General features: G+C 58.0%; 22 protein-coding genes. 12 read left to right on the plus strand and 10 right to left on the minus strand.

The features are described from left to right. Window positions 1-4 precede the first annotated feature (4 nt). Window positions 5-496 (minus strand): Lrp/AsnC family transcriptional regulator, encoded by a 492-nt coding sequence (locus DSM117340_RS11975; RefSeq protein ID WP_089891838.1) that lies wholly within the window; start codon window positions 494-496, stop codon window positions 5-7. 79 nt (window positions 497-575) lie between these two features. Here DSM117340_RS11975 and putA point away from each other — a divergent pair, with 79 nt between their 5' ends. From putA to DSM117340_RS11990, 3 genes are all read left to right on the plus strand, one after another. Continuing rightward, window positions 576-4022: a bifunctional proline dehydrogenase/L-glutamate gamma-semialdehyde dehydrogenase PutA gene (gene putA, locus DSM117340_RS11980; protein ID WP_354689671.1), complete on the plus strand. Its 3447-nt coding sequence runs from the start codon at window positions 576-578 to the stop codon at window positions 4020-4022. A 143-nt stretch (window positions 4023-4165) separates the two neighbouring features. After that, the gene (locus DSM117340_RS11985) at window positions 4166-4906 is read left to right on the plus strand and encodes a rhomboid family intramembrane serine protease (protein WP_349379390.1); all 741 of its coding nucleotides are present in this window, start codon (window positions 4166-4168) and stop codon (window positions 4904-4906) included. Beyond that, complete coding sequence (locus DSM117340_RS11990) at window positions 4903-5271, plus strand: GFA family protein (protein WP_089891844.1); 369 nt, start codon at window positions 4903-4905, stop codon at window positions 5269-5271. The genes DSM117340_RS11985 and DSM117340_RS11990 overlap by 4 nt, the downstream gene beginning before the upstream one ends. 3 nt (window positions 5272-5274) lie before the next feature. Here the strand turns inward: DSM117340_RS11990 and DSM117340_RS11995 are convergent, their stop codons facing one another. Both DSM117340_RS11995 and DSM117340_RS12000 read right to left on the minus strand, forming a co-directional pair. Then, window positions 5275-6066, minus strand: coding sequence for an inositol monophosphatase family protein (locus DSM117340_RS11995; RefSeq protein ID WP_354689672.1), 792 nt, complete (start codon window positions 6064-6066; stop codon window positions 5275-5277). 78 nt (window positions 6067-6144) lie between these two features. Then, a complete protein-coding gene (locus DSM117340_RS12000) occupies window positions 6145-7050 on the minus strand; it encodes a LysR family transcriptional regulator (RefSeq protein ID WP_089891850.1) in 906 nt (301 codons plus the stop codon). Window positions 7051-7130: 80 nt separating this feature from the next. On the opposite strand from DSM117340_RS12000, the gene metF reads away from it, so the two are divergent. Together metF and DSM117340_RS12010 are read left to right on the plus strand one after the other, a co-directional pair. Then, window positions 7131-8009 (plus strand): methylenetetrahydrofolate reductase [NAD(P)H], encoded by an 879-nt coding sequence (metF, locus tag DSM117340_RS12005; protein ID WP_089891853.1) that lies wholly within the window; start codon window positions 7131-7133, stop codon window positions 8007-8009. Window positions 8010-8116: 107 nt separating this feature from the next. Then, window positions 8117-8560 (plus strand): PaaI family thioesterase, encoded by a 444-nt coding sequence (locus tag DSM117340_RS12010; RefSeq protein WP_245724464.1) that lies wholly within the window; start codon window positions 8117-8119, stop codon window positions 8558-8560. 15 nt (window positions 8561-8575) lie between these two features. Here the strand turns inward: DSM117340_RS12010 and DSM117340_RS12015 are convergent, their stop codons facing one another. Beyond that, window positions 8576-9757, minus strand: a complete 1182-nt coding sequence (locus DSM117340_RS12015) for a serine hydrolase domain-containing protein (RefSeq protein WP_089891859.1) — start codon at window positions 9755-9757, stop codon at window positions 8576-8578. Window positions 9758-9876: 119 nt separating this feature from the next. On the opposite strand from DSM117340_RS12015, the gene DSM117340_RS12020 reads away from it, so the two are divergent. The 6 genes from DSM117340_RS12020 (at window position 9877) to DSM117340_RS12045 (ending at window position 14295) form a co-directional block, all read left to right on the plus strand. Further along, window positions 9877-10269 carry a diacylglycerol kinase gene (locus tag DSM117340_RS12020; protein ID WP_089891861.1) on the plus strand — a complete coding sequence of 131 codons (393 nt, stop codon included), beginning with the start codon at window positions 9877-9879 and terminating at the stop codon, window positions 10267-10269. 186 nt (window positions 10270-10455) lie between these two features. Further along, window positions 10456-10956 carry a YbjN domain-containing protein gene (locus DSM117340_RS12025; protein WP_089891863.1) on the plus strand — a complete coding sequence of 167 codons (501 nt, stop codon included), beginning with the start codon at window positions 10456-10458 and terminating at the stop codon, window positions 10954-10956. 29 nt (window positions 10957-10985) lie between these two features. Then, window positions 10986-11804 carry a pyrroline-5-carboxylate reductase gene (gene proC, locus DSM117340_RS12030; RefSeq protein WP_089891866.1) on the plus strand — a complete coding sequence of 273 codons (819 nt, stop codon included), beginning with the start codon at window positions 10986-10988 and terminating at the stop codon, window positions 11802-11804. Further along, window positions 11797-12150, plus strand: a complete 354-nt coding sequence (locus tag DSM117340_RS12035; RefSeq protein ID WP_089891871.1) for a tRNA-binding protein — start codon at window positions 11797-11799, stop codon at window positions 12148-12150. Before proC ends, DSM117340_RS12035 begins: the two co-directional genes overlap by 8 nt. A gap of 3 nt (window positions 12151-12153) precedes the next feature. Further along, window positions 12154-13107 carry a D-glycerate dehydrogenase gene (locus DSM117340_RS12040; RefSeq protein WP_089891874.1) on the plus strand — a complete coding sequence of 318 codons (954 nt, stop codon included), beginning with the start codon at window positions 12154-12156 and terminating at the stop codon, window positions 13105-13107. Between the two features lie 60 nt (window positions 13108-13167). Then, entirely contained in the window at window positions 13168-14295 is a 1128-nt protein-coding gene (locus DSM117340_RS12045) for a beta-ketoacyl-ACP synthase III (protein WP_354690039.1), read from the plus strand. Between the two features lie 83 nt (window positions 14296-14378). Here DSM117340_RS12045 and DSM117340_RS12050 read toward each other — a convergent pair whose 3' ends face one another. Both DSM117340_RS12050 and DSM117340_RS12055 read right to left on the minus strand, forming a co-directional pair. Then, complete coding sequence (locus DSM117340_RS12050) at window positions 14379-14777, minus strand: hypothetical protein (RefSeq protein WP_143037436.1); 399 nt, start codon at window positions 14775-14777, stop codon at window positions 14379-14381. Next, the gene (locus DSM117340_RS12055; RefSeq protein ID WP_089891881.1) at window positions 14767-15348 is read right to left on the minus strand and encodes a thymidine kinase; all 582 of its coding nucleotides are present in this window, start codon (window positions 15346-15348) and stop codon (window positions 14767-14769) included. Before DSM117340_RS12055 ends, DSM117340_RS12050 begins: the two co-directional genes overlap by 11 nt. Window positions 15349-15753: 405 nt before the next feature. Between DSM117340_RS12055 and DSM117340_RS12060 the strand changes: the two genes are divergently transcribed. After that, window positions 15754-16212 (plus strand): hypothetical protein, encoded by a 459-nt coding sequence (locus tag DSM117340_RS12060; protein ID WP_089891884.1) that lies wholly within the window; start codon window positions 15754-15756, stop codon window positions 16210-16212. Between the two features lie 51 nt (window positions 16213-16263). Here the strand turns inward: DSM117340_RS12060 and DSM117340_RS12065 are convergent, their stop codons facing one another. The 4 genes from DSM117340_RS12065 to DSM117340_RS12080 all read right to left on the minus strand — a co-directional run bounded on the left by DSM117340_RS12065 (window position 16264) and on the right by DSM117340_RS12080 (window position 21182). Next, entirely contained in the window at window positions 16264-16797 is a 534-nt protein-coding gene (locus DSM117340_RS12065; RefSeq protein ID WP_177170685.1) for a flavin reductase family protein, read from the minus strand. A 225-nt stretch (window positions 16798-17022) separates the two neighbouring features. Further along, window positions 17023-19269 carry a molybdopterin cofactor-binding domain-containing protein gene (locus DSM117340_RS12070; protein WP_089891889.1) on the minus strand — a complete coding sequence of 749 codons (2247 nt, stop codon included), beginning with the start codon at window positions 19267-19269 and terminating at the stop codon, window positions 17023-17025. Between the two features lie 3 nt (window positions 19270-19272). Further along, window positions 19273-19731, minus strand: coding sequence for a 2Fe-2S iron-sulfur cluster-binding protein (locus DSM117340_RS12075; RefSeq protein ID WP_089891893.1), 459 nt, complete (start codon window positions 19729-19731; stop codon window positions 19273-19275). Window positions 19732-19925: 194 nt separating this feature from the next. After that, the gene (locus DSM117340_RS12080; protein WP_273486352.1) at window positions 19926-21182 is read right to left on the minus strand and encodes an aminotransferase class V-fold PLP-dependent enzyme; all 1257 of its coding nucleotides are present in this window, start codon (window positions 21180-21182) and stop codon (window positions 19926-19928) included. Window positions 21183-21288: the final 106 nt, after the last annotated feature.

Raw genomic sequence — 21288 nt, forward strand, 5'->3', positions numbered from 1 at the left:
CAGGTCAAATAACATCCGCGAGAGTGGTTTCCTTCACCGCTTGCATCGCCACATAGGTCGATGTTGAGGAAACATAGGGCAACGTCGATATTTGTTCAGCCATAACAATGCGATAATCGTTCATATTGTGGGTGCGCACCTTCAACAAATAGTCAAAATTCGCAGCCATCAAATGCACCTGCTCAATCTGTGGGATCTTGGCGACCGCCGCATTGAAAGCCGCCAAGGCCTTTTCACGGGTGTCCGACAGGCGCACCTCAACAAAGGAGACATGATCCAGACCCAAGCGGATCGGGTCAAACAGCGCCTTATACCCCGTGATCACGCCACTTTGCTCCAGCCGCTTAAGCCGCGCTTGTGTGGGCGACTTTGACAGCCCGATACGCTGCGCCAGTTCGGTCACAGGCATGCGCCCGTCGCTCGCAAGTTCAGACAGAATCTTACGATCAAAGCCATCCAGATCGATCTGACCTTGATTGCCACTACTTATAGCCATTTTGACCCGCCATTTATTAAGTATCAGGAATATAGCCTGATCAATCGTAGATATATAGGACAAAATGGAGGAGCCTGCCATGCCTAAGAACACACAAAAATCGCCCCTACGCACCAAAATCAGCGCCAATATGTATGCCAATGAAGCCACCACGCTTCAGCGCCTGATTGAAGAGGCGGGTCTTTCACAAGAAACGCGGCAACGCATTTCGGCAGACGCTGCCACTCTGGTGCGCGGCATTCGAGAAAGCTCCGATCCAGGGATGATGGAAGTGTTCCTCGCGGAATACGGCCTCTCGACCGACGAGGGCATCGCGCTTATGTGTCTTGCCGAGGCGCTCTTGCGTGTGCCCGATGCCGAAACGATTGATGCGCTCATTGAAGACAAGATCGCGCAGTCTGATTGGGCCAGCCACCTCGGTGAAAGCACCTCGCCACTGGTCAACGCATCCACATGGGCGCTCATGCTCACAGGCAAGGTGCTCGATGAGCCCGCTCCGGGCATCATCGGCTCGCTTCGTAGCGCCGTGAAGCGCCTTGGAGAGCCTGTGATCCGCACAGCCGTAGGCCGCGCGATGAAAGAAATGGGCCGTCAGTTTGTTTTGGGAGAGACCATCGTGGGCGCGATGGAACGCGCTGCCAAGATGGAAGCCAAGGGCTATACCTACAGCTACGATATGCTCGGCGAAGCCGCTCGCACAGAGGGCGACGCGAAGCGCTATCATCTGGCCTACTCCCGCGCGATCACCGCGATTGCACAGGCCTGCACGCATGCTGAAATACGCGAAAACCCGGGCATCTCGGTCAAGCTCTCGGCGCTGCACCCACGCTATGAAGAGGCCCAGCGCAGCCGCGTAATGGACGAGCTTGCCCCGCGCCTGCGTTCGCTGGCGCTTCTGGCCAAGTCTGCCGGCATGGGCCTCAATGTCGATGCAGAAGAGGCCGACCGCCTCGCCATTTCGATGGATGTGATCGAGGAAGTTCTCTCAGAGCCAGCGCTCGCTGGCTGGGACGGCTTTGGCGTTGTTGTGCAGGCCTATGGCCAGCGCGCAGGCGACGCTATTGAACTCCTCAATGCACTCGCCACACGCCTCGACCGCCGTATCATGGTCCGCCTTGTAAAGGGCGCCTACTGGGACACCGAAGTAAAGCGCGCGCAGGTTGAAGGCGTCGAAGGCTTTCCTGTGTTTACAGCCAAGCCCGCAACAGACGTCAGTTATATCGCCAATGCCAAAAAGCTTTTGGGCATGACGGGACGCATCTATCCGCAGTTTGCAACACACAATGCCCATACAGTCGCCGCTGTGCTCGATATGGCGCGCGATATGGGCGTGAGCAATCACGCCTACGAATTCCAACGCCTTCACGGCATGGGCGAGGCGCTGCATGACATCGTGTTGAAAGATCGCGGCAGCCATTGCCGGATCTACGCGCCCGTTGGTGCGCATCGCGACTTGCTCGCCTACCTCGTGCGCCGTTTGCTTGAAAACGGGGCCAACTCAAGCTTTGTGAACCAAATCGTGGACGAGGATGTGCCTGCCGAAGAGGTCGCCGCTTGCCCGTTTGACGCCCTTGCAGACGCCCAACCCAACATCACTCAAGCCCCCGATTTGTTTGCGCCAGAGCGGGCAAATTCCAAGGGCTTTGACATCACTCACGAGCCAACACTGGCCCGCATAGAGAAGGCCCGCAAAGCGTTCGCCGCGCATGTCTGGGACGCAGCACCGCTCATCGCAGGGAAAGCCAAACCCGCCAAAGCGCATGTGGTCCTCAACCCTGCAAACCCAGCTGATACAGTGGGTAAGGTTGCTTTCGCCTCGGCGGCAGATGTCGAAACCGCGCTGACAGCCGCAGCCCCGTGGGACGCAACCCCAGAGACGCGTGCCAAGGTTCTGAACAAGGCTGCCGATCTTTATGAAAAGCATTTTGGCGAGCTTTTTGCTCAGCTCGCGCGCGAAGCTGGCAAGATCATGCTCGATCAAGTGGGCGAGCTGCGTGAAGCCGTCGACTTCCTGCGCTACTACGCCGCCAATGCGCCGCATGAGACCCCCGTGGGAACTTTTACCTGTATTTCGCCGTGGAACTTCCCGCTGGCGATCTTTACGGGGCAAGTCAGCGCCGCCCTCGCCGCTGGCAACGCCGTGCTGGCCAAGCCCGCCGAACAGACCTCCCTCATCGCCTACCGCGCGGTTCAGATTCTGCATGAAGCGGGTGTGCCCACGAGTGCCCTTCAGCTTCTGCCCGGTGCGGGCGATGTGGGCGCAGCGCTCACATCTGATCCGCGCGTTGGCGGGGTCGCCTTCACGGGCAGCACCGAAACGGCGCTCCTTATCCGCAAATCTATGGCCAACAATCTCGCCCCGGGCGCACCGCTGATCGCCGAGACAGGCGGCTTGAACGCGATGATCGTAGACAGCACCGCCTTGCCCGAGCAGGCCGTGCAAGCCATCGTTGAAAGTGCCTTCCAGTCAGCAGGCCAGCGCTGCTCTGCTCTGCGCTGCCTTTATGTGCAGGATGATATCGCCGAAAGCCTCACCCATATGCTCAAAGGCGCGATGGACGAACTTTCCATAGGCGCGCCATGGCTTTTGAGCACAGATGTTGGCCCAGTGATCGACGAAGAAGCCCGCGCAGGGATTGCTGCACATATCGAAACAGCCCGCGCCGAGGGGCGTTTGCTGCACGAGCTGCGCACGCCAAACTCGGGCACATTTATCGCGCCGACCCTTATCAAGGTGGGCAGCATTGCAGACATGGGCCGCGAAATCTTTGGACCAGTGCTGCATTTGGCAACCTTCAAATCCAGCGAGATCGATACCGTCGTCGATACGATCAACGCTACGGGTTATGGCCTGACCTTTGGCTTGCAAACACGCATTGACGACCGTGTGCAGCATATCTGTGAGCGCATTCATGCGGGCAACATCTATGTCAACCGCAACCAGATCGGCGCTATTGTGGGTTCCCAGCCCTTCGGCGGCGAGGGGCTTTCAGGCACGGGCCCAAAGGCGGGCGGACCAAACTATCTGCCACGCTTCGTTGCGCCTTCCGCGCAGGCGGCCCATGGCGCATGGAACAGCAACATGACTGCTCCCGACATGCAGGCAGCCATCGCCGCAGCCCCATCAGCAGAAGTGGCACAAACCTTGGCGATGCCTGGACCAACGGGTGAGTCCAACAAACTGACATTGGAGCCACGCGCGCCACTGCTTTGTCTTGGGCCAAGCGCCGAAACGGCAGAAGCGCAAGCCTCTCTGGTCCGCGCAATGGGTGGAATTGCTGTAAAGGCCACAGGCTCTCTTCCGGCGGTGGCCTTGGAAACACTTACAGGTTTCTCTGGCGCTCTCTTCTGGGGGGCATCAACGGAGGCACGCGCCTATGAGCAGGCCTTGGCCAAGCGCACAGGCGCGATCCTGCCGCTGATCACCGCGACACCTGATCTGGCGCGTGTGATGGGCGAGCGGCATGTTTGCGTCGACACCACAGCCTCGGGTGGCAATGCCGCGCTTTTGGCAGGACAGGGCTGAGGGGCTCGAATTTCGCTGCGCGAAATCCGACCAAAGCGAGGGGCGCTGCCCCTCGCCCTCGCCGGGGTATTTACAGAAAGAGGAAGCAGCACAGCCGCTCATTGGGGCTTTTCGTCCGCGTATTTTGCGCTTAGCCTCGTCCTATGTTTCCATTTCGCGATCATAATCCAAGCGGGCGCACACCCTATGTGACCTACGCGCTAATTGCCGTGAACATCGCGGTTTTTCTGAGTTATTGGCATTTGTTTGCAGACCCTCGTGCGCTCTCTGACTTTTACTTTCAATATGCGCTGATCCCTGCAGCCATCAGCACAGGGCAAGGCTACGAAGGCCTTTTGACCTCAATGTTTCTGCATGGCGGGCTTATGCACATTGGCGGCAACATGCTGTTTTTATGGATTTTTGGCGACAACATGGAAGATGAGATGGGGCATCTCGGGTTTTTCGTGTTCTACATTCTGTCGGGATTACTCGCTAGCTATGTGCATGTGATGTTTGCGCCAGGCTCCGCTGTCCCAACGGTCGGTGCATCAGGCGCGATTGCAGGGGTGATGGGGGGCTATCTTTTGCTCTTTCCGCGGGCCAAAGTCGATATCCTGTTGATCATCGTCATTTTCTTTCGCGTTTTCACCCTGCCCGCTTACATCATGCTGGCGATCTGGTTTGGCCTGCAGTTCTTTGGCGGGTTAAGCGCAGACCCAGACACTGGCGGTGTCGCTTATTGGGCTCATGCCGGCGGCTTTGTCGCGGGAATTGTGCTGACCTTGCCGACTTTCCGGCGCCTTGGTGGGCCGCGTTTCTGGCATGAGAACGACTTTCACCCGCCCCACCCAGAAGCAGCATATGACCCCTCTCGCATTCCCATGATCAGGAGACGCAAATGAGCCGACCCCATAAACTCACCTGTCATTGTGGAGCCGTCGAGCTCGCGGTGACGCTTTCCGACGGGCTTGCCACTGCGCGACGCTGTGATTGTTCTTTCTGTCGCCGCCGTGGAGCTGTCGCCGTGAGCGCGCCTCTGGACGGGATCAAAATCGTCAAAGGAGAGGAAAACCTCACGCTCTATCAATGGGGCACTATGACGGCCAAGCATTACTTCTGCAAAACCTGCGGGATATACACCCACCATCAGCGCCGCTCGAACCCAAACGAATACGGCGTCAATATGGGCGGGCTTGAAGGAATAAACCCCTCAGAGCACGACCCGATCCCTTGGGCTGACGGGGTAAACCACCCCGCTGATCGCTGAAGATTAGCTGTTGCGGATGAGCTTGCAGAGCGGATCAAACATCGCGTCATTGGAGCAGATGATCTCGCCTGTATCAAGAATGCGTGCCTCAGGATCAATCGCCTCGGCAAAACCGCCCGCTTCCCGCACGATCAGCATCCCTGCGGCGAGATCCCATTCACTCAGTCCGCGCTCCCAGAAGCCATCAAAGCGGCCGGCAGCGACATAAGCCATATCAAGAGAGGCCGCGCCCCAACGGCGCACACCGGCACAGCCTGGCAACACGCGCGCCAAGTCTTTCAACGTGGCAGGCAAATCGCCATGGCCTGAAAACGGTAGGCCCGTTGCGAAAACACATTCGTTCATGTGGCGGCGACCAGAAACGCGCAGACGGCGGGCGTGGTCTTGCCAAGCGCCCGAGCCTTTTTCCGCGTAAAACATCTCGTCTTTGGCGGGGTCAAAGACCACAGCCGAAATCACTTCGCCCTTGTGCGCAAGCGCGATCGAGATCGCCCAATGCGGCATCCCGTGCAAAAAGTTGGTTGTTCCATCCAGCGGATCAACGATCCAGCGGCGCGTCGGGTCTTGGCCTTCTTCAACGCCGCCTTCTTCAGCCACCCAGCCATATGTCGGGCGAGCGCCCATCAGCTCTTCTTTGATGATCGCTTCGGCGCGCAAATCGGCTTTGCTCACAAAATCGCCTGCGCCCTTCATGGAAACCTGAAGCGCTTCGACCTCGCGGAAATCCTTCACAAGGCTGCGGCCCGCCTTACGGGCGGCTTTGATCATCACGTTAAGATTCGCGCTGGCTTGCATGGCTCAAGCTCCTTCGGGGGGTGTCAAACCGCGGCTATACGCCTTGGCTGCGCGCCGCGCAACCCATAGCAACCCAGCCTAGCCCCTTTGCAGGCGAATAGGGATTTCGCGCGCCAGCTTGAGAAAATGCGCCATGAAGGGCAAGCTCGCGTCATCTTCACGTACGGCGGCATAAAGCCGCTTGGTTACACCTGCCTCGGTCAGAGGGCGGGTGATGTACTCCGCAGAAGATTTTACCTCACGCAAGACCCAGTCAGGCAACACAGAGACACCGCGTCCCGCCGCGACCAGCATAAGGATTACGGCTGTCAGCTCAACCTGACGCACTGCCAACGGCTCCACCTTAGCAGGCGACAAGAGCTCGGAAAAAATATCGAGCCGCGCGCGCTCCACAGGATATGTGATCAGGGTTTCGCCCCTGAAGTCTTCCGCCTCCACAAAGGCTTTTTCGGCAAGCTTGTGCTTGGCCGAGGCCACAAAGACGGGCGCATAGTCAAACAACGGGACAAAGACGATGCCCTTGAGCTTTTCAGGATCAGAGGAAATCACAATATCAACCTCCTCGCGCATCAGCGCGGGCAGAGCCTCAAATGCCAGACCGGGGCGGATATCGACATCAACTTCTGGCCAAGGCGCGCGGAACTGTTCCAGCACAGGAAAGAGCCACTCAAAGCACGCGTGACATTCAATCGCGATGTGCAAACGTCCAGCGCTGCCTTGGCGCAGCCCCATAAACTCAGCTTCAAGCGCGGCAATCTCGGGCAAAACCTTTTCGGCCACGCGCAGCAACCGAAAACCAGCCGCCGAGAGCTTCATCGGCTTGCTACGGCGCACAAAAAGTTCGACCCCTGCCTGATCCTCAATCCCCTTGATCTGATGGGAGAGAGCCGATTGCGTAATATTGAGGCGATCAGCCGCGCGGGCCAAGCCACCTTCCTCATGGATCGCCTGAATAGTGCGCAGGTGGCGAAACTCGATATGCATATGTGAATACGCCTCATAATGAGAATGAAAGTTATGAATTTGTCTCACATTCAATTTGCGGGCACAAGAGAGCAACCGCCATGAAAGGCCCCCTTATGACACCTGACGTATCGTTTGAGTTCTTCCCACCCAAAAACCTTGAAGCCGCGTTCAAGCTCCATGAAGCCGTCCAATCGCTCGCACCCCTTGCGCCAAGATTTGTCTCAGTCACCTACGGAGCAGGCGGGACCACGCGCGCTTTGACACGCGAGGCGGCGGAAACTCTGCATAAGACGGCTGGGCTGCGTGTGGCGGCCCACCTCACGTGCGTTGATGCAACCCGTGAGGAAACCCTCGAGATCGCCCGAGGCTACGCCAAAGCAGGAATTACAGACATCGTCGCGCTGCGCGGTGACGCGCCCAAAGGGGCTGGCGGCTTTCGCGCCCACCCGGAAGGGTTTGCCGATTCTGTTGAACTGATCGCTGCCTTAAAAGCCGAGGGCAACTTCAACATCCGCGTGGGGGCCTACCCCGAGCCGCATCCTGATGCCGCCTATGCGGGTGCGGACATCGACCATCTCAAGCGCAAGTTTGAAGCTGGTGCAGATGAGGCCATCACGCAATTTTTCTTTGACCCGATTCATTTCCTGCGCTTCCGCGATGCCTGCGCCAAAGCGGGTATCGACGGCATGATCACCCCCGGCATCATGCCAATTGAAAACTGGAACGGCGCCAAGCGATTTGCCCAGAGCTGTGGTGCCTCCGTGCCGTCCGAACTTGACGACGCCTTCTCCAAAGCCGCGCGCGACGGGCGCGAGGAGCTTCTGGCGACAGCACAGGCAACAGAACTCTGCGATATCCTGATGCAGGAAGGTGTCTCGCGTTTTCACTTCTACACACTCAACCGCCCCTCACTCACGCGTGACATCTGCGTGGCGCTCGGGCTTGAGCCGCGTGCCGCCTTGCGCAACGTGGCGTAAGAGTTGCGCCCCCAAGGGGGCCGCTCTAGCGTTTTGTAAAGTCATCCTACGGAGCGCAGATGAGCCAGACACGTTATATCGCCAAGAGCCCGGAAGAGCTGCCTGATATGGAGGCGACACTCGCGCGCTCTGGGCTTGAGTTTATGCAGGACGTCCGCGACGGCAAACTTGCAGGCCCGCCTATCGGCGCACTTATGGGCTTTTGGCCAACGCTTGTGGAAGAAGGCAAAACCGTCTTCACAGGCACCCCAGAATTCAGCACAACCAATCCGATGGGCACGGTTCATGGCGGCTGGTATGGCACAATTCTGGACAGTTGCATGGCCTGCGCCGTGATGACACGAGTGCCGAAAGGCTCTGTCTACACCACGCTTGAATTCAAGGTGAATATCCTGCGGCCAATTCCGCTTGGCACAGAGGTCGAGGCCATCGGGACATGCCAACACGCAGGCCGCTCCACAGGAATCGCCAATGGCGAGATCAGGGGCGTAAGCGACGGCAAACTCTACGCCACCGGCTCGACCACCTGTATTATCATGAAAATGAAGTGAGCGATTGCGCCGCGCTTAATCAAGCAATGCCCCGTGTATGAGTGCCTTCAGCTCGGCGCGATTGCTGTAACTTGATGAGGGGATAAGCTGGGTGAAGAAGACCACGCTCAGTTGCTCAACGGGGTCCGTCCAGAAATATGTGCTCGCCAAACCGCCCCAGCCAAAGTCTCCAACCGAGCCCTGAACCCGCACGCGGGCCGGATCGAGAACCACAGCGCCACCGAGGCCAAAGCCCATCCCTGTCATTGGCATTTCTGCAAAACTCTCAGCGCCCATAGAGGCGATATCCCCCTTAAGATGATTGCTTGTCATAAACCTGACCGTGCGAGGGCTGAGCAGGCGCACGCCTTCGAGCGCACCGCCAAGGCGGATCATTTCGCCAAAACGCATGTAATCATCCAGCGTCGAGACAAGCCCGCCACCGCCAGCGTGTAGGCTGACTCGGCCCTCAGAAAAGCGGCTGTCCTCGGCGCTATCAAAGAGCGCAAGCGGATCGCCCTCGCGCTTCTCATAACAGTCGGCAAAGCGCGCAAGTTTGTTGGCAGGTACATCAAAGCCCGTATCAACCATGCCAAGAGGATCAAAAATCTCGCGCTGCATCACGGCGGCGAGCGTCTCACCTGTGATCACTTCGATCACACGGCCAATCACATCGATCCCAACAGAATATTCCCAAGCTGTTCCTGGCTGGAAGCAAAGTGGCAGCTCTGCAAGCACCTTGCACCAAGCCTCAAGCGTAACATCCTGCAAGCCGATCTCTGAAAAGCGGCGCGCATAGGCCTCGGGCACAACACCTGTGTTGAAGCCGTAGGTCATGCCGCTCGTGTGGGTGAGCAGCTCGTGTAGCGTGGGGCTGCGCGCGGGGTCCGTCTGATCTTCGCCCGTGGCCCCCTGCCGCAGCGCACGCATCTGGCCAAACTCTGGCAAATATTGCGCAACAGGCGTATCGAGCACAACCTGTCCACGCTCCACCAGCATCATCAAAAGCGCGGTCGTGACCAGCTTGGTCATCGAATAGATTCGCAGGATAGTGTCTCTCTCATAGGCCTGACCGCGCGCCACAGACGCAAGCCCATCGGCAGCAAAAAAAGCTTCCTCGCCATGACGATAGACCAGAAGCGAAGAGCCGCTGTAGCGCCCTGCTTTTCGGTAGTCGCGCATCCAGTCTTCGATCCGTTTCAGCCGTGCGTTGTCCATCGCTTGTCTCCCCATAAGCTGACCCATAGTGCGCGCGGCACACGGCCTCTGCAAGTCGCCCCTTGCGGCGCGGCGCGATTTGGGAAACCTTTGGTGCAGGTTCCCTCGAAAGGCCCAATATGCAAGACGCACCGCAAAACCCCGTTCCAGAAAAAGTCACAGGCATAGCCCATCTCTTTGCCGCGACGCGCTATTCGTCACAAGGCTTTCTCCGCCTCTGGCATGAAACAGCCTTTCGCCATGAGCTTCTGGCGGCAGCGCTCGGGCTTGGACTGCTCGTGATACTTGGGGCACCGCTTGCGTGGATCGTAGCGGTGGCGGTGCTTGCGCTTCTGACATTGGCGGTTGAGGCACTCAATACAGCAATCGAAGAGATTGTGGATCATGTCTCACCAGAGTGGTCTCTTGCGGCCAAACACGCAAAAGACATGGGTTCTTTTGCCGTCATGGCGCTTCTCTTTGCGACAGGGCTTGTCTTTGCTGTCGCCCTTTTGAGCACGTTTGCAGCATAAATAGTATCCACTCACAGGCTATCCACAAGTTATTGGGGTTATCCACAATAAATAGCTTTACAGGATCGGAAGGCCACGCTTACCATATTTGGTAGGACAAGGGGACTAAACCCCATCCTATCGGGCAAATCAGGGTGTTTGCGCTGCATAAGAGCAGGCACTTTGACGCAAAAATGAGGTGGCGAAATGGCACTGTCAGAACAATATCTAGACGACGAAATTCACCCCATCGACATTGTTGAGAGTCTGGCCTCCCACAATGACTGGGAGTTCGACCGCGTGGCGGACAACCAGATTTCTATGTCAGTCGAAGGCCAGTGGCGCACCTATGGCGTGACACTCGCATGGTCTGACTATGACGAAACCCTACGAATGATCTGCACCTTCGAGATGGAGCCACCAGAGGATCGCCTCCCAGACCTTTACGGTTCGCTCAATGAAGTCAACGATCAGTGCTGGACTGGCGCCTTCTCCTACTGGGCCGAACAAAAACTGATGGTCTACAAATATGGCCTCGTCCTTGCGGGGGGCATTCTGGCCTCGCCCGAACAGATCGACACGCTGATCAACAACGCCGTCTGTGCTTCCGAGCGGTACTACCCCGCTTTCCAGCTCGTGGTTTGGGGCGGACGGACGCCACGTGAAGCGATGCAAGTCGCCATTGCAGAGGCCTACGGCCACGCGTAACCTATCCCCGAACGCTTTCGGGGGCAGAAATGACATATTCTGATATTGCAACAAAAGGCCTTGTTCTGCTGGGCTGCGGTAAAATGGGGTCGGCCATGCTGGAAGGCTGGCTCAAGGGCGGTCTACCTGCAGCCTCCGTTTATGTGATTGATCCAAAGCCGTCCGAGTGGCTCCGAGCCACGGGCGCACATCTGAATACAGAGCTTCCCGAAGCTCCGGCGATCGTGATTGTCGCAGTGAAGCCCCAGATGATGGGGGCAGCCCTGCCCACGCTTCAGGCGATGGGCGGCGGGTCAACCTTGGTGATCTCTGTCGCGGCTGGCACGCCGATTAAGCATTTCGAAGCGGTGCTTGGTGCAGACACCCCGATTGTGCGCGCCATGCCGAACACGCCTGCGGCTGTCGCCCAAGGCATCACAGCAATCGTTGGCAACAAAGCGACCACAGCGACACACCTCAATGCCGCCCAAGCGCTGCTTGAAGCCGTCGGGACAGTCGTGCGGCTGAAGTCCGAAAACCAGATTGACGCAGTCACTGGTGTCTCTGGTTCTGGCCCCGCCTATGTCTTTCATCTGATCGAATGTCTGGCTGCTGCAGGTGAGGCCCAAGGCCTTGCACCCGAACTGGCAATGCAACTCGCCAAGGCGACGGTCGCTGGCGCAGGCGCGCTCGCGATTGCATCAAGCGAAACGCCCAGCCAGCTGCGCGTAAATGTGACAAGCCCAAACGGCACAACACAAGCGGGACTTGACGAACTTATGGACAGCGACCGTGGCTTGCCGCCGCTCATCCGCCGCACCGTCGCCGCCGCGACCAATCGCTCCAAGGAACTCGCGCGCGATGCCTGATACCGTGACGCCCACCGTCGGTTTTGAGGACTTCCTCAAAGTCGATATCCGCGTCGGCACAGTGATCGAGGCTGCGCCCTACCCAGAGGCGCGCAAACCTGCGATCAAGCTTGTGGTTGATTTTGGTGGCGAGATCGGCCAGAAAAAATCCTCTGCCCAGATTACGGACCACTACACCCCCGAGGCGCTGATCGGACAACAAGTCATCGCTGTGGTCAATTTTGCGCCAAGACAGATTGGCAAGTTTATGTCCGAAGTGCTTGTTCTGGGTCTGCATGATACAAATGGCGGCGTGGTGCTTTTGCGCCCCGACACCCCTGTGCCCAATGGCGAAAGAATGAGCTAAGACATGAAGAAAATTCTAGTTTCCCGTGCCTTGACCGACGCGGTCATGCAGCGCGCCCATGCCAGCTATGATATCACGCTGCGCAAGAGTGACAGCCCTATGAGCGCGGCTGAAATGCGCTCCTCACTCGTCCTCTATGATGGAATGATCCCAACGTTGGGCGATATGTTCTCGGCTGATATTTTTGCAGAATTTGGCCGCACCAAATGCAAAATTCTGGCCAACTTCGGAGTTGGCATCAACCACATCGATGTCGCCGCTGCCCGTGATCACGGCATTACCGTGACGAACACACCAGGCGCTGTCACCGACGCCACCGCCGATATCGGCCTGACGCTTCTCTTGATGTCGGCCCGCCGTGCGGGTGAAGGCGAGCGCCTCGCACGTTCCGGCAATTGGGCTGGCTGGACGCCAACGCAAATGCTCGGCAGCCACGTCAGCGGAAAAACTGTCGGCATTGTAGGCATGGGCCGTATCGGGCAAGCCATCGCACGGCGCTGCCACTTCGGCTTTGGCATGAGTGTCAAATTTTTCAATCGCTCTCCGAAAGAGATTGATTTTCCAGCGACACAGATCGCGAACCTTGAGACGCTTGCAGCCGAAGTCGACTTTCTTGTGGTCGCCACCCCGGGCGGCGCGGAAACGACCCACCTGATCAACGCAAGTATTTTTGACGCGATGAAACCGACTGCGCATTTTATCAATATCGCGCGCGGTGAAATTGTTGACGAAACCGCCCTGATCGCCGCCCTTGAAGCACAGGCCATCGCGGGTGCTGGCCTTGATGTCTATGAGCACGAGCCAGCCGTTCCAAACGCCCTGCGCAAGCTTGATACCGTCACGCTGCTGCCTCATCTTGGTACCGCCACAGAAGAAGTGCGCGACAACATGGGCCACATGAGCCTTGATAACCTTGACGCCTTCTTTGCAGGCGAGACACCCCCCAACGCGCTCTAAGGCTTGACGCAGCCGCACCCGATGGGTGATCTTGGCCAAACCCTCAAGGAAAGTGACACCATGCACCAGCCCGTCATCTCAGGAACAGGCGTTTTCACGCCCTCCGACACGATCACAAACGCCGAGCTGGTCGAGGCCTTCAATGCCTATGCAGAGGCCTTCAATAAAGAGCACGCCGACGCCATCGCAGCGGGTGAGATAGAAGCCAAGGCAGGCTCCTCCGTTGAGTTTATCTTCAAGGCTTCAGGCATTGAGCAGCGCTACGTTATGGACAAAAAAGGCGTGCTCGACCCTGCCATCATGCACCCTGTGTTGCGAGAGCGCGTCGATGACGAGCCAGGCATCATGGCCGAAATGGCGCTCGATGCCTGCCAAAAAGCGCTTGCCCAAGCGGGTGTCGATGCAAGCGACGTTGATCTCGTCATCTGCGCCGCCTCAAATCACGAGCGCGCCTATCCCGCCATCGCCGTCGAAATCCAGAAGCTCCTCGGCGCGGGTGGTTTTGCCTTTGATATGAATGTCGCCTGCTCTTCGGCCACCTTTGGCATCCAAGCGGCGTCAGATATGATCCGCGTGGGCTCCGCGAAGAAAGCACTCGTGGTCAATCCAGAAATCTGCTCAGGGCATCTGGAATGGCGTGACCGCGACTGCCACTTTATCTTTGGCGATGTCTGCACAGCCACCCTGATCGAACGTGAGGCCGAAGCGGCCAAGCCGCTTTTCAAAATTCGCTCAACCCGCTGTGCCACCGAGTTTTCCAATAATATCCGCAACAACAACGGCTTTTTGCGCCGCACGCGCACCACAGGTCAGGATCTTGATGACCGCCGCGACATGCAATTCATGCAAGAGGGCCGCAAGGTCTTTAAAGAGGTTGTGCCGATGGTCTCAGCCCATATCCTCGCGCATCTTGAAGCCGACGGCCTGACCCCTGAAGAGCTTAAGCGCATGTGGCTGCACCAAGCCAACAAAACCATGAACGATTTTGTCGGCCGCAAAGTGCTTGGCCGCGTGCCAGAGCCTGAAGAGCAGCCCAACATCCTGCAAGATTATGCCAACACCTCTTCCGCTGGAAGCATCATTGCCTTCTCCAAGCACCAGTCGGGGCTCGGCCAAGGCGACATTGGTGTCATATGCTCTTTTGGCGCGGGCTACTCCGTCGGCTCCGTCATTCTAGAGCGCATATAGCGCTTTTAGAGTGCCACAGATATTTTAGGAATCTTGGGGCTGGCCTACAGCGGGTCGGATATTCGCGCCGAGAAAAGCCGAGTTCAGTCAGGGCAAGTCGTCCCTGCGCCTGAGCCATAGCGCCACGGCACAGAGCAGCCGGCGGCATCAAAAGCAAAAAATGCTGCATTCTCATCCGCTGTCGAAAACGGCAGCGCGGGCTCCACAGTCACTCTCAACCAGCGCGCCACACCAACCGGCGCCACACACCAGCCAAAGCCAGTTTCTTCGCGCGTCTCCCAGCCCCATTCTTCGGCCACATCGCTGATTTCATCCGCGACCAAACAGTCACTTTCAGGCAAAGCCGCCATGAATTCACGGCGCGCCTCGCCATGCGCGTCACTGCTATCGCGCTCCCATGCTCCAAAAATATAAGTCAGACCAAAGTAAACAAATCCGAGCACGAGAGCGAGGCTCAGGAGAGCACCAACCCTACGCATCATTCACCGCCTCACGCCAGTGACGCCGGCAGAGGCTCACATAGGTTTCATTTCCGCCAACCAATATTTGCGCCCCGTCCATCATCGGCTTTCCGTCTGGCCCATTGCGCACAACCATGGTCGCTTTGCGTCCGCAATGACATATCGTGCGGACTTCTCGCATCTCGTCCGCCCAAGCAAGCAGAGCCGCAGAGCTGGGAAAAAGTTCGCCCCGAAAATCGACACGCAGCCCATAACACATCACAGGAATGTGAAGATCATCGACCGCTTTTGCCAGCTGCCAGACCTGCTTTTTCTCCATGAAATGGGCTTCGTCGACAAAAACACAGGCCACAGGCCCCTCTTTCAGCCGCGACTCAATCTTCTCATAGAGGTCATCACCGGGCAAAAACGTATCCGCATCCGCACCAATCCCGATACGGCTCGCAATGCGTCCTTTGCCTCCACGCTCATCAAAGGCGGCGAGCATAAGATAGGGAACCATACCCCGCTCACGGTAGTTATGCGCCGCCTGCAAGAGCACTGCTGATTTGCCAGCGTTCATGGTGGAGTAGTTGAAATAGAGTTTTGCCATGGGCCTGTTTTAGCCCCAAACCCCAGTAATTCAAGCGTTTTACGGAGCAAACCGCCACAGAAAGCCAACGGTCCTTACCCCAAAGAAAAAGCCCCGACACCTGAGACAGCAGGCGCGGGGCGCAATCGTTAACGGTCGGGGTCGCGCGGCGTAACCGTGCAGACAGGCCACTGGGGATGGAGCATACACGCACCCCGCGACCCCTAAGAGACTCAAGCAGACGCATACATGCCTGCCCAAAAGTCCCGTACGCTTGGCGACTATAACACTCGTCGACCACTCACTAACACCTGAAAACCGCAGGTTAATTCACTCATGACATTTACCATTAAACCGTTTAATGGGAAAACTATTGTTCAATTCCCCTAATATTCACTTAGAGGGAAAAAGGTTGGGAAAGAGTTAATGGCAGGCGTTGGAAGCTATTTAAAAAAGCACACAGAAGCTTTGGTAAAAGACGTGGGTATAGAGCCCGCTTGCACCCTCACAGGAAAGTCCAAAGCAACCTTGGGCCGCTATTACTCCGACAACGAGGAACACTCAGATCGCTTCATGCCGATTGATGCTGTCGCCGCACTCGAAGAGGCTGCGAGCTACCCGCATGTCACCTCCGCCTTGGCTGATCTCAAGGGCATCACCCTGTCCTATGATGACAGGCGCCGTAACATAGACGACAAAGGCGGCATCAACGCCGATGTCATCGCCCTCAGCCAGCGCTTTGCCATGCTGATGGCAGAATACCAGCAGTCAATTGAAGACGGCGTCATCACAGTCAATGAAGCCAAACGCCTGCTCAAAGAGACGACAGCGCTGCAACAGGTCTTGATCGAGATGAAGCTGCATCTCGAAGATGGCCCGATCTAAGGATCAGCTGATTGTAACACCGCAAGGCTCCTTGGCACACGGCTCGGGAGCCTAGCCTTCAGCAACCTGCCCATAGCCACGGCGCGTGTGCAAAAGCGGCGTTGCATCTGGCCCCAAGACCACATCCTGCACAGCCCCAAACAAGACATGATGTGTCCCCACAAGGCTTTGCTCGCTCAGGCGGCAATCATAACTCGCCAAAGCATCTTCAAGCCGCAACAAGCCACTGCTTGCGCGCGTCCAGTTGCCTTCCGCAAAGCGGTCCTCCCCTTTGCCGCGCCGCCCTGCAAAGCGCTCGGAAAGTTCTTCATGTGCTGCGCTCAAAATATTGACACAGAACACACCATTCGCCCGAATAAGCTGTGCAGTGCTGCTTTCATGATGCATGCAAATCAACAAACGAGGTTCGCTGACGTCCGCAGACACGCTCGAAAATGCCGTCACAGTGACGCCCCCGCGCCCCGCAACACCATCGGTTGTTACGATATAAACAGAATTCGCCGCACGGCTCATCGCCTCAAGAAAACTCCCGCGCAAATCGCCCACTGGCTCACTGTTCATCGTATCCATCCTCGCCTGCTTCATTCGTTTCATCCTTTTGCTCTGCCATGGCACCAACAGGGTTACAAGTCGCGCCTTCTACTTCATCCCTATGGCAAAATTCAGGCAGCAGCAGAAAACACGCTCCACCCACTGCTTCCTCTTTCCAGAAATATCCCAGAGGGTCTGGGGGACTGGCCCCAGCTTTACCTGCGGTCTGGAGGACTGGTCCTCTAGCGCGTCGGGTTTCGCAAAAGTGAAACTCGAACCCTAACTTGCAAACCTCACAAACTTGGAAAACGGCATCTCCCGCAGCCGTACACCCGTTGCCGCATAGATCGCGGCCGCAAGCGCAGGGGCCGCCGGGGGCACAGGCGGTTCGCCCACCCCACGCACAGCCTCGCCGTTCTCAAGCCCACGCACAACAATCTCGGGACACTGGCTCATCCGCATGCCGTCAAAGCTGTCAAAGTTAAGCTGTTCTGCAACGCCGCCCTCATAGGTGATTTCGCAATTCATCGCATGACCCAGCGCCCAAACAACACCACCCTGGACCTGATTTTCAAAATTCACAGGGTCAAGCACACGGCCGACTTCGGCAGCCACATACACCTTGTCGATCCGTATGCCATCGTCCGTATCAGTAACCTCGACCACCTCGGCACAATGCACCCCAAAGGAGCGCGTCATCGCAACGCCGCGTCCACGGCGCGGCCCAAGGCTCACCCCGTCCCAATCTGACATTTCGCCGACAGCTTCTAGCACCTTTCGCGCCAAAGGGTCGCTCGCGAGGCGCAGACGCTCCTCCAGCGGATCAGCCCCTGCCGCCTCGATGAGCTCTTCCAAACCAAGGTTATAGAAAAACCCGTTGGTTGACGCCCCAACAGAGCGCCACGAGCTCACAGGCGCCAGCGGATCCGCGCGATACCCCGTCACCCGATGATGCGGGATCGCGAAGGGCTGCTCAAATGCCCCCGCCACAATCTGGCTGTCCGGCCCCGGAACGCCCAGACCTTGCCGCCCCATCTGGCTCACAATCACACTCGGCATCGCGATGGAGAGATCATAGGCCTGCACGCGGCCGTCCTTCACCGTGCCGCGCATCTTCGCAGCGGCAATCTGGCGGGTGTAATCATGCGCCATATCGGTTTCACGACTATAGGTGAGCTTCACAGGCACGCCGCGCATTTGCACAGCCACTTCTGCCGCCTGTCGCACCACATCATCCTCAAGACGGTGGCCAAAGCTGCCGCCCATCATCAGCACATGCACATGCACAGCATCGGCATCCAAGCCCGCGATCTTCGCCACAGTTGCCTGCACAAATCGCGGAATCTGCGTCCCCGTCCAGACGTCGACGCGCGCATCGCTTACAAGCACAGTTGCGCTCACAGGCTCCAGCGGCGCATGCGCCAGATAGGGCGCGCGGTAGTCCGCTGTCACGGCCTCGCCTTCAAGCATCGCTGTGTCTACATCGCCATCGTCTCGCACACGGCTGTCCTGATGGCTCGGCACAAAGCTCGCCTCAAGTGCGGCCCAGTGCTCTGCCATATTCGCAGGCATGTCAGACGCGCTCCACTCGGCCTCCACAGCCTCTGCCGCCTGAAACGCACGCCAAGTGTTGTCCGCCACAACGGCCACACCGCCGCTCACGTCATAAACTCCGCTCACGCCACGCATCTCAAGCGCCGCGCTCGCGTCATAGCTCACAAGTCCACCACCCTGCGCAGGCGCAAGCTTCAGAGCGGCATACACCATGCCCTCGATCTCAAAGTCGATCCCATACGCCTGCGTGCCTGTCGATTTCGCCAGAATATCCACCCGCTGCATCGGCTTGCCCAAGTAGCGCCATTCGCTCGGGTCGCGCAGCGCCACATCCTGCACAGGCTCCATGCCCGCAACAGCCTCCGCCAGCTCTTCATAGCGCAAAGCAGTTCCGTCAGGCGCAATCACTTGCCCCGCTTCGGTGCGCAAATCGCCCACAGCCACACCAAGCTGCTCAGCCGCCGCCAGCTTCAGAGTCTCACGCGCGCTGGCCCCCGCCGCCCGCAACTTTATAAAGCCATCGGGCACAGTGGTTGACCCGCCCGTAATTTGCAGGCCGACAAACTTCATCACCGAGCCCAAAACACCCGTTAAAGCGTCTTGCACAAAGCCCTCTTCAGGCGCGTTAAACTCGGCTGCCTCAGCTGCGAGCGCTGTGTTCCAATACGCGCGATCAGGTGGACCGGGATCGATTTTCACAGCTTCAAGTGTTACATCCAGCTCCTCGGCAATCAGGGCGGCCTGCACATGATAAGCGCCCTGCCCTTTGTCCGCCCGCGGCGTGATCAAAGTTACGCCAGAGGCGTCAATCTTCACATAAGGCGTCAGCGCCGCCTCTCCCTCGCCCAGCCGCTTGAGAAGCGGGTTTGTGTAAGGTGTCTTAGCGCGCCAGACCCCAAAGGCCACACCCCCCAGAACAGCCGCAGACCCAATCAGAAAAGAGCGCCGCGCAATTGTTTTCACCTTGCCCATATCTCAGCCCTCCGCCAGCGTCTTGGCCGCTGTCTTCACAGCCGCCCTGATGCGTGGATACGTCCCACAGCGGCAGAGGTTCCCGCTCATCGCCGCGTCAATCTCGACGTCACTGGGCGCAGCCACCTCGGCCAACAAAGCCGCCGCTTGCATCATCTGTCCAGACTGACAATAGCCACATTGCGCCACTTGATGCACTGCCCAAGCCGCCTGCACCGCATGCATCGCCTCAGGGCTGCCCAGTCCGTTGATTGTCGTGACCTCGCCCCAGACATCCTCGGCAGCAACCTGACAAGAGCGCACAGCCTCACCGTCAATATGAACCGTACATGCGCCACAGGCCGCAATCCCGCAGCCGTATTTCACGCCCTTAATGTTGAGCTCGTCGCGCAAAACCCACAGCAAGGGCATCTCGCCCTCTACATCCAGATAATGTGTCTTTCCATCAACGGTCAGCTGCATAGCAGTCTCCTTGCGCGCACCACGTTTGCCTTACTACGCCAGATTAGCCCCGAAAGGTCAAAACAAGGCAGCGTTGCCGTGGCGTCACAGGCCAAACATCCCAGTTCCTCTTTGCAGAAAGATCCCAGGGGGTCTGGGGGACTGGTCCCCCAGACGGTCGGATTTTGCGAAGCAAAATTCGAAAAGAGAGCCCCTTACTCCGCGATCTCTTTCATCACCGCAAGAAACTGGCTCACATCCTGCACAGAGTTATAGTGACACAAAGACACGCGCACACAGCCGTCCAGCCCAAGCGGCGTCAGGATATTGCCCGAGTAATGATCCGCTTTGCGCAGATGCGTACGAATTCCTGCAGCATTCAAACGCTCGACAACCTCCACCGAGGGCACGCCCTCGACCACAAGCGAAACGAGCCCCTCTCGCGCATCATTGTCAGGCCCCCCCAGAATCGTCACACGCTCCATTTCGCGCAGGCCCGCGAGGTTGCCAACCCCGTCAATCATCGCATCAGTGAGCGCCTTTTCCTGCCCATGAATGGCCTCGCCCGCTGCAATGATCCGCTCACGGCGGTCGCTCTTGCCCGAGACTTCGCCGCCCAACCACTCCAGATAGCCGCAGACATCCGAAAGCGTCGCGTATGCCCCCGTGTCCCGCGTCCCCATCTCCCAGTTGAGCGCAGGTCCACCGTCGAGCGCATTATGTGCCACACGTTCCAACGCCTCAGACATCCACGCCAGCCCGAAGCCATGACGGGAGAACATCTTGTAAGGGCTGATCACATAGCCATCGACATCATAAGCCGCGAGATCAATTGCGCCGTGTGCTGCATGCTGGATACCGTCAACAATGATCAAACAGTCAGGCGCCTTGGCGCGAATGGCGCGGCTGACAGCGCCCACATCCACACCCATCCCCGTGACAGGCGAGGTATGCACGATCGTCGCCACAACAGTGTCTTCAGTGACAGCCTCTGCGTAAGCGGCGGCCTCAATCGTGCCTGCCGCATCGTCATGAGCGATCACAACATGATGCAGCTCCGCCTCCCCCGCCCAGCGCGCAGCCGCCGAGCGGCTCGCCGGATGCTCAAGAGACGAGCTGAGAACCTGCCCCTGCCCCTTGCGGGCAAGACAAGCATTCATAATGAGACGAAACAAAAGCTCCGTGCCGCTCTCGCCCACAAAAAACTGCCCCTGCGGCGCGTTCATCATCAAGGCCATATCCGCCTTGGCGCGGTCAATAATCTCGACAAGCGCACGGCTCGCCCCGTTGGCGCGGCCTTGGTTGTCAGGAATGGCTGCAAACTTCGCGCTGGTCTCTACCACAGAGTTGAGCGTCAAAGCGCCACCCGCATTCTCAAAGAAAACCCGACGCCCCTCAAAAGGACAACTGTCCACATGAGCAAACCGCCCGCGCACCGCACCCATCACCGCGTCTGAAAATCCGTTCTGCATCTCGCACTCCTTTGGCTTGTGCTATCAAAAGCCCAAACCAAAGAGAAAGAAAAGCCCCCCGCGTCACCGCGAGGGGCCTTTGTCTTGTCATGCAGGTGTCAGCCCG

The organism is Lentibacter algarum, from assembly GCF_040580765.1.
In the GTDB taxonomy this organism is placed as follows: Bacteria; Pseudomonadota; Alphaproteobacteria; order Rhodobacterales; family Rhodobacteraceae; genus Lentibacter; species Lentibacter algarum.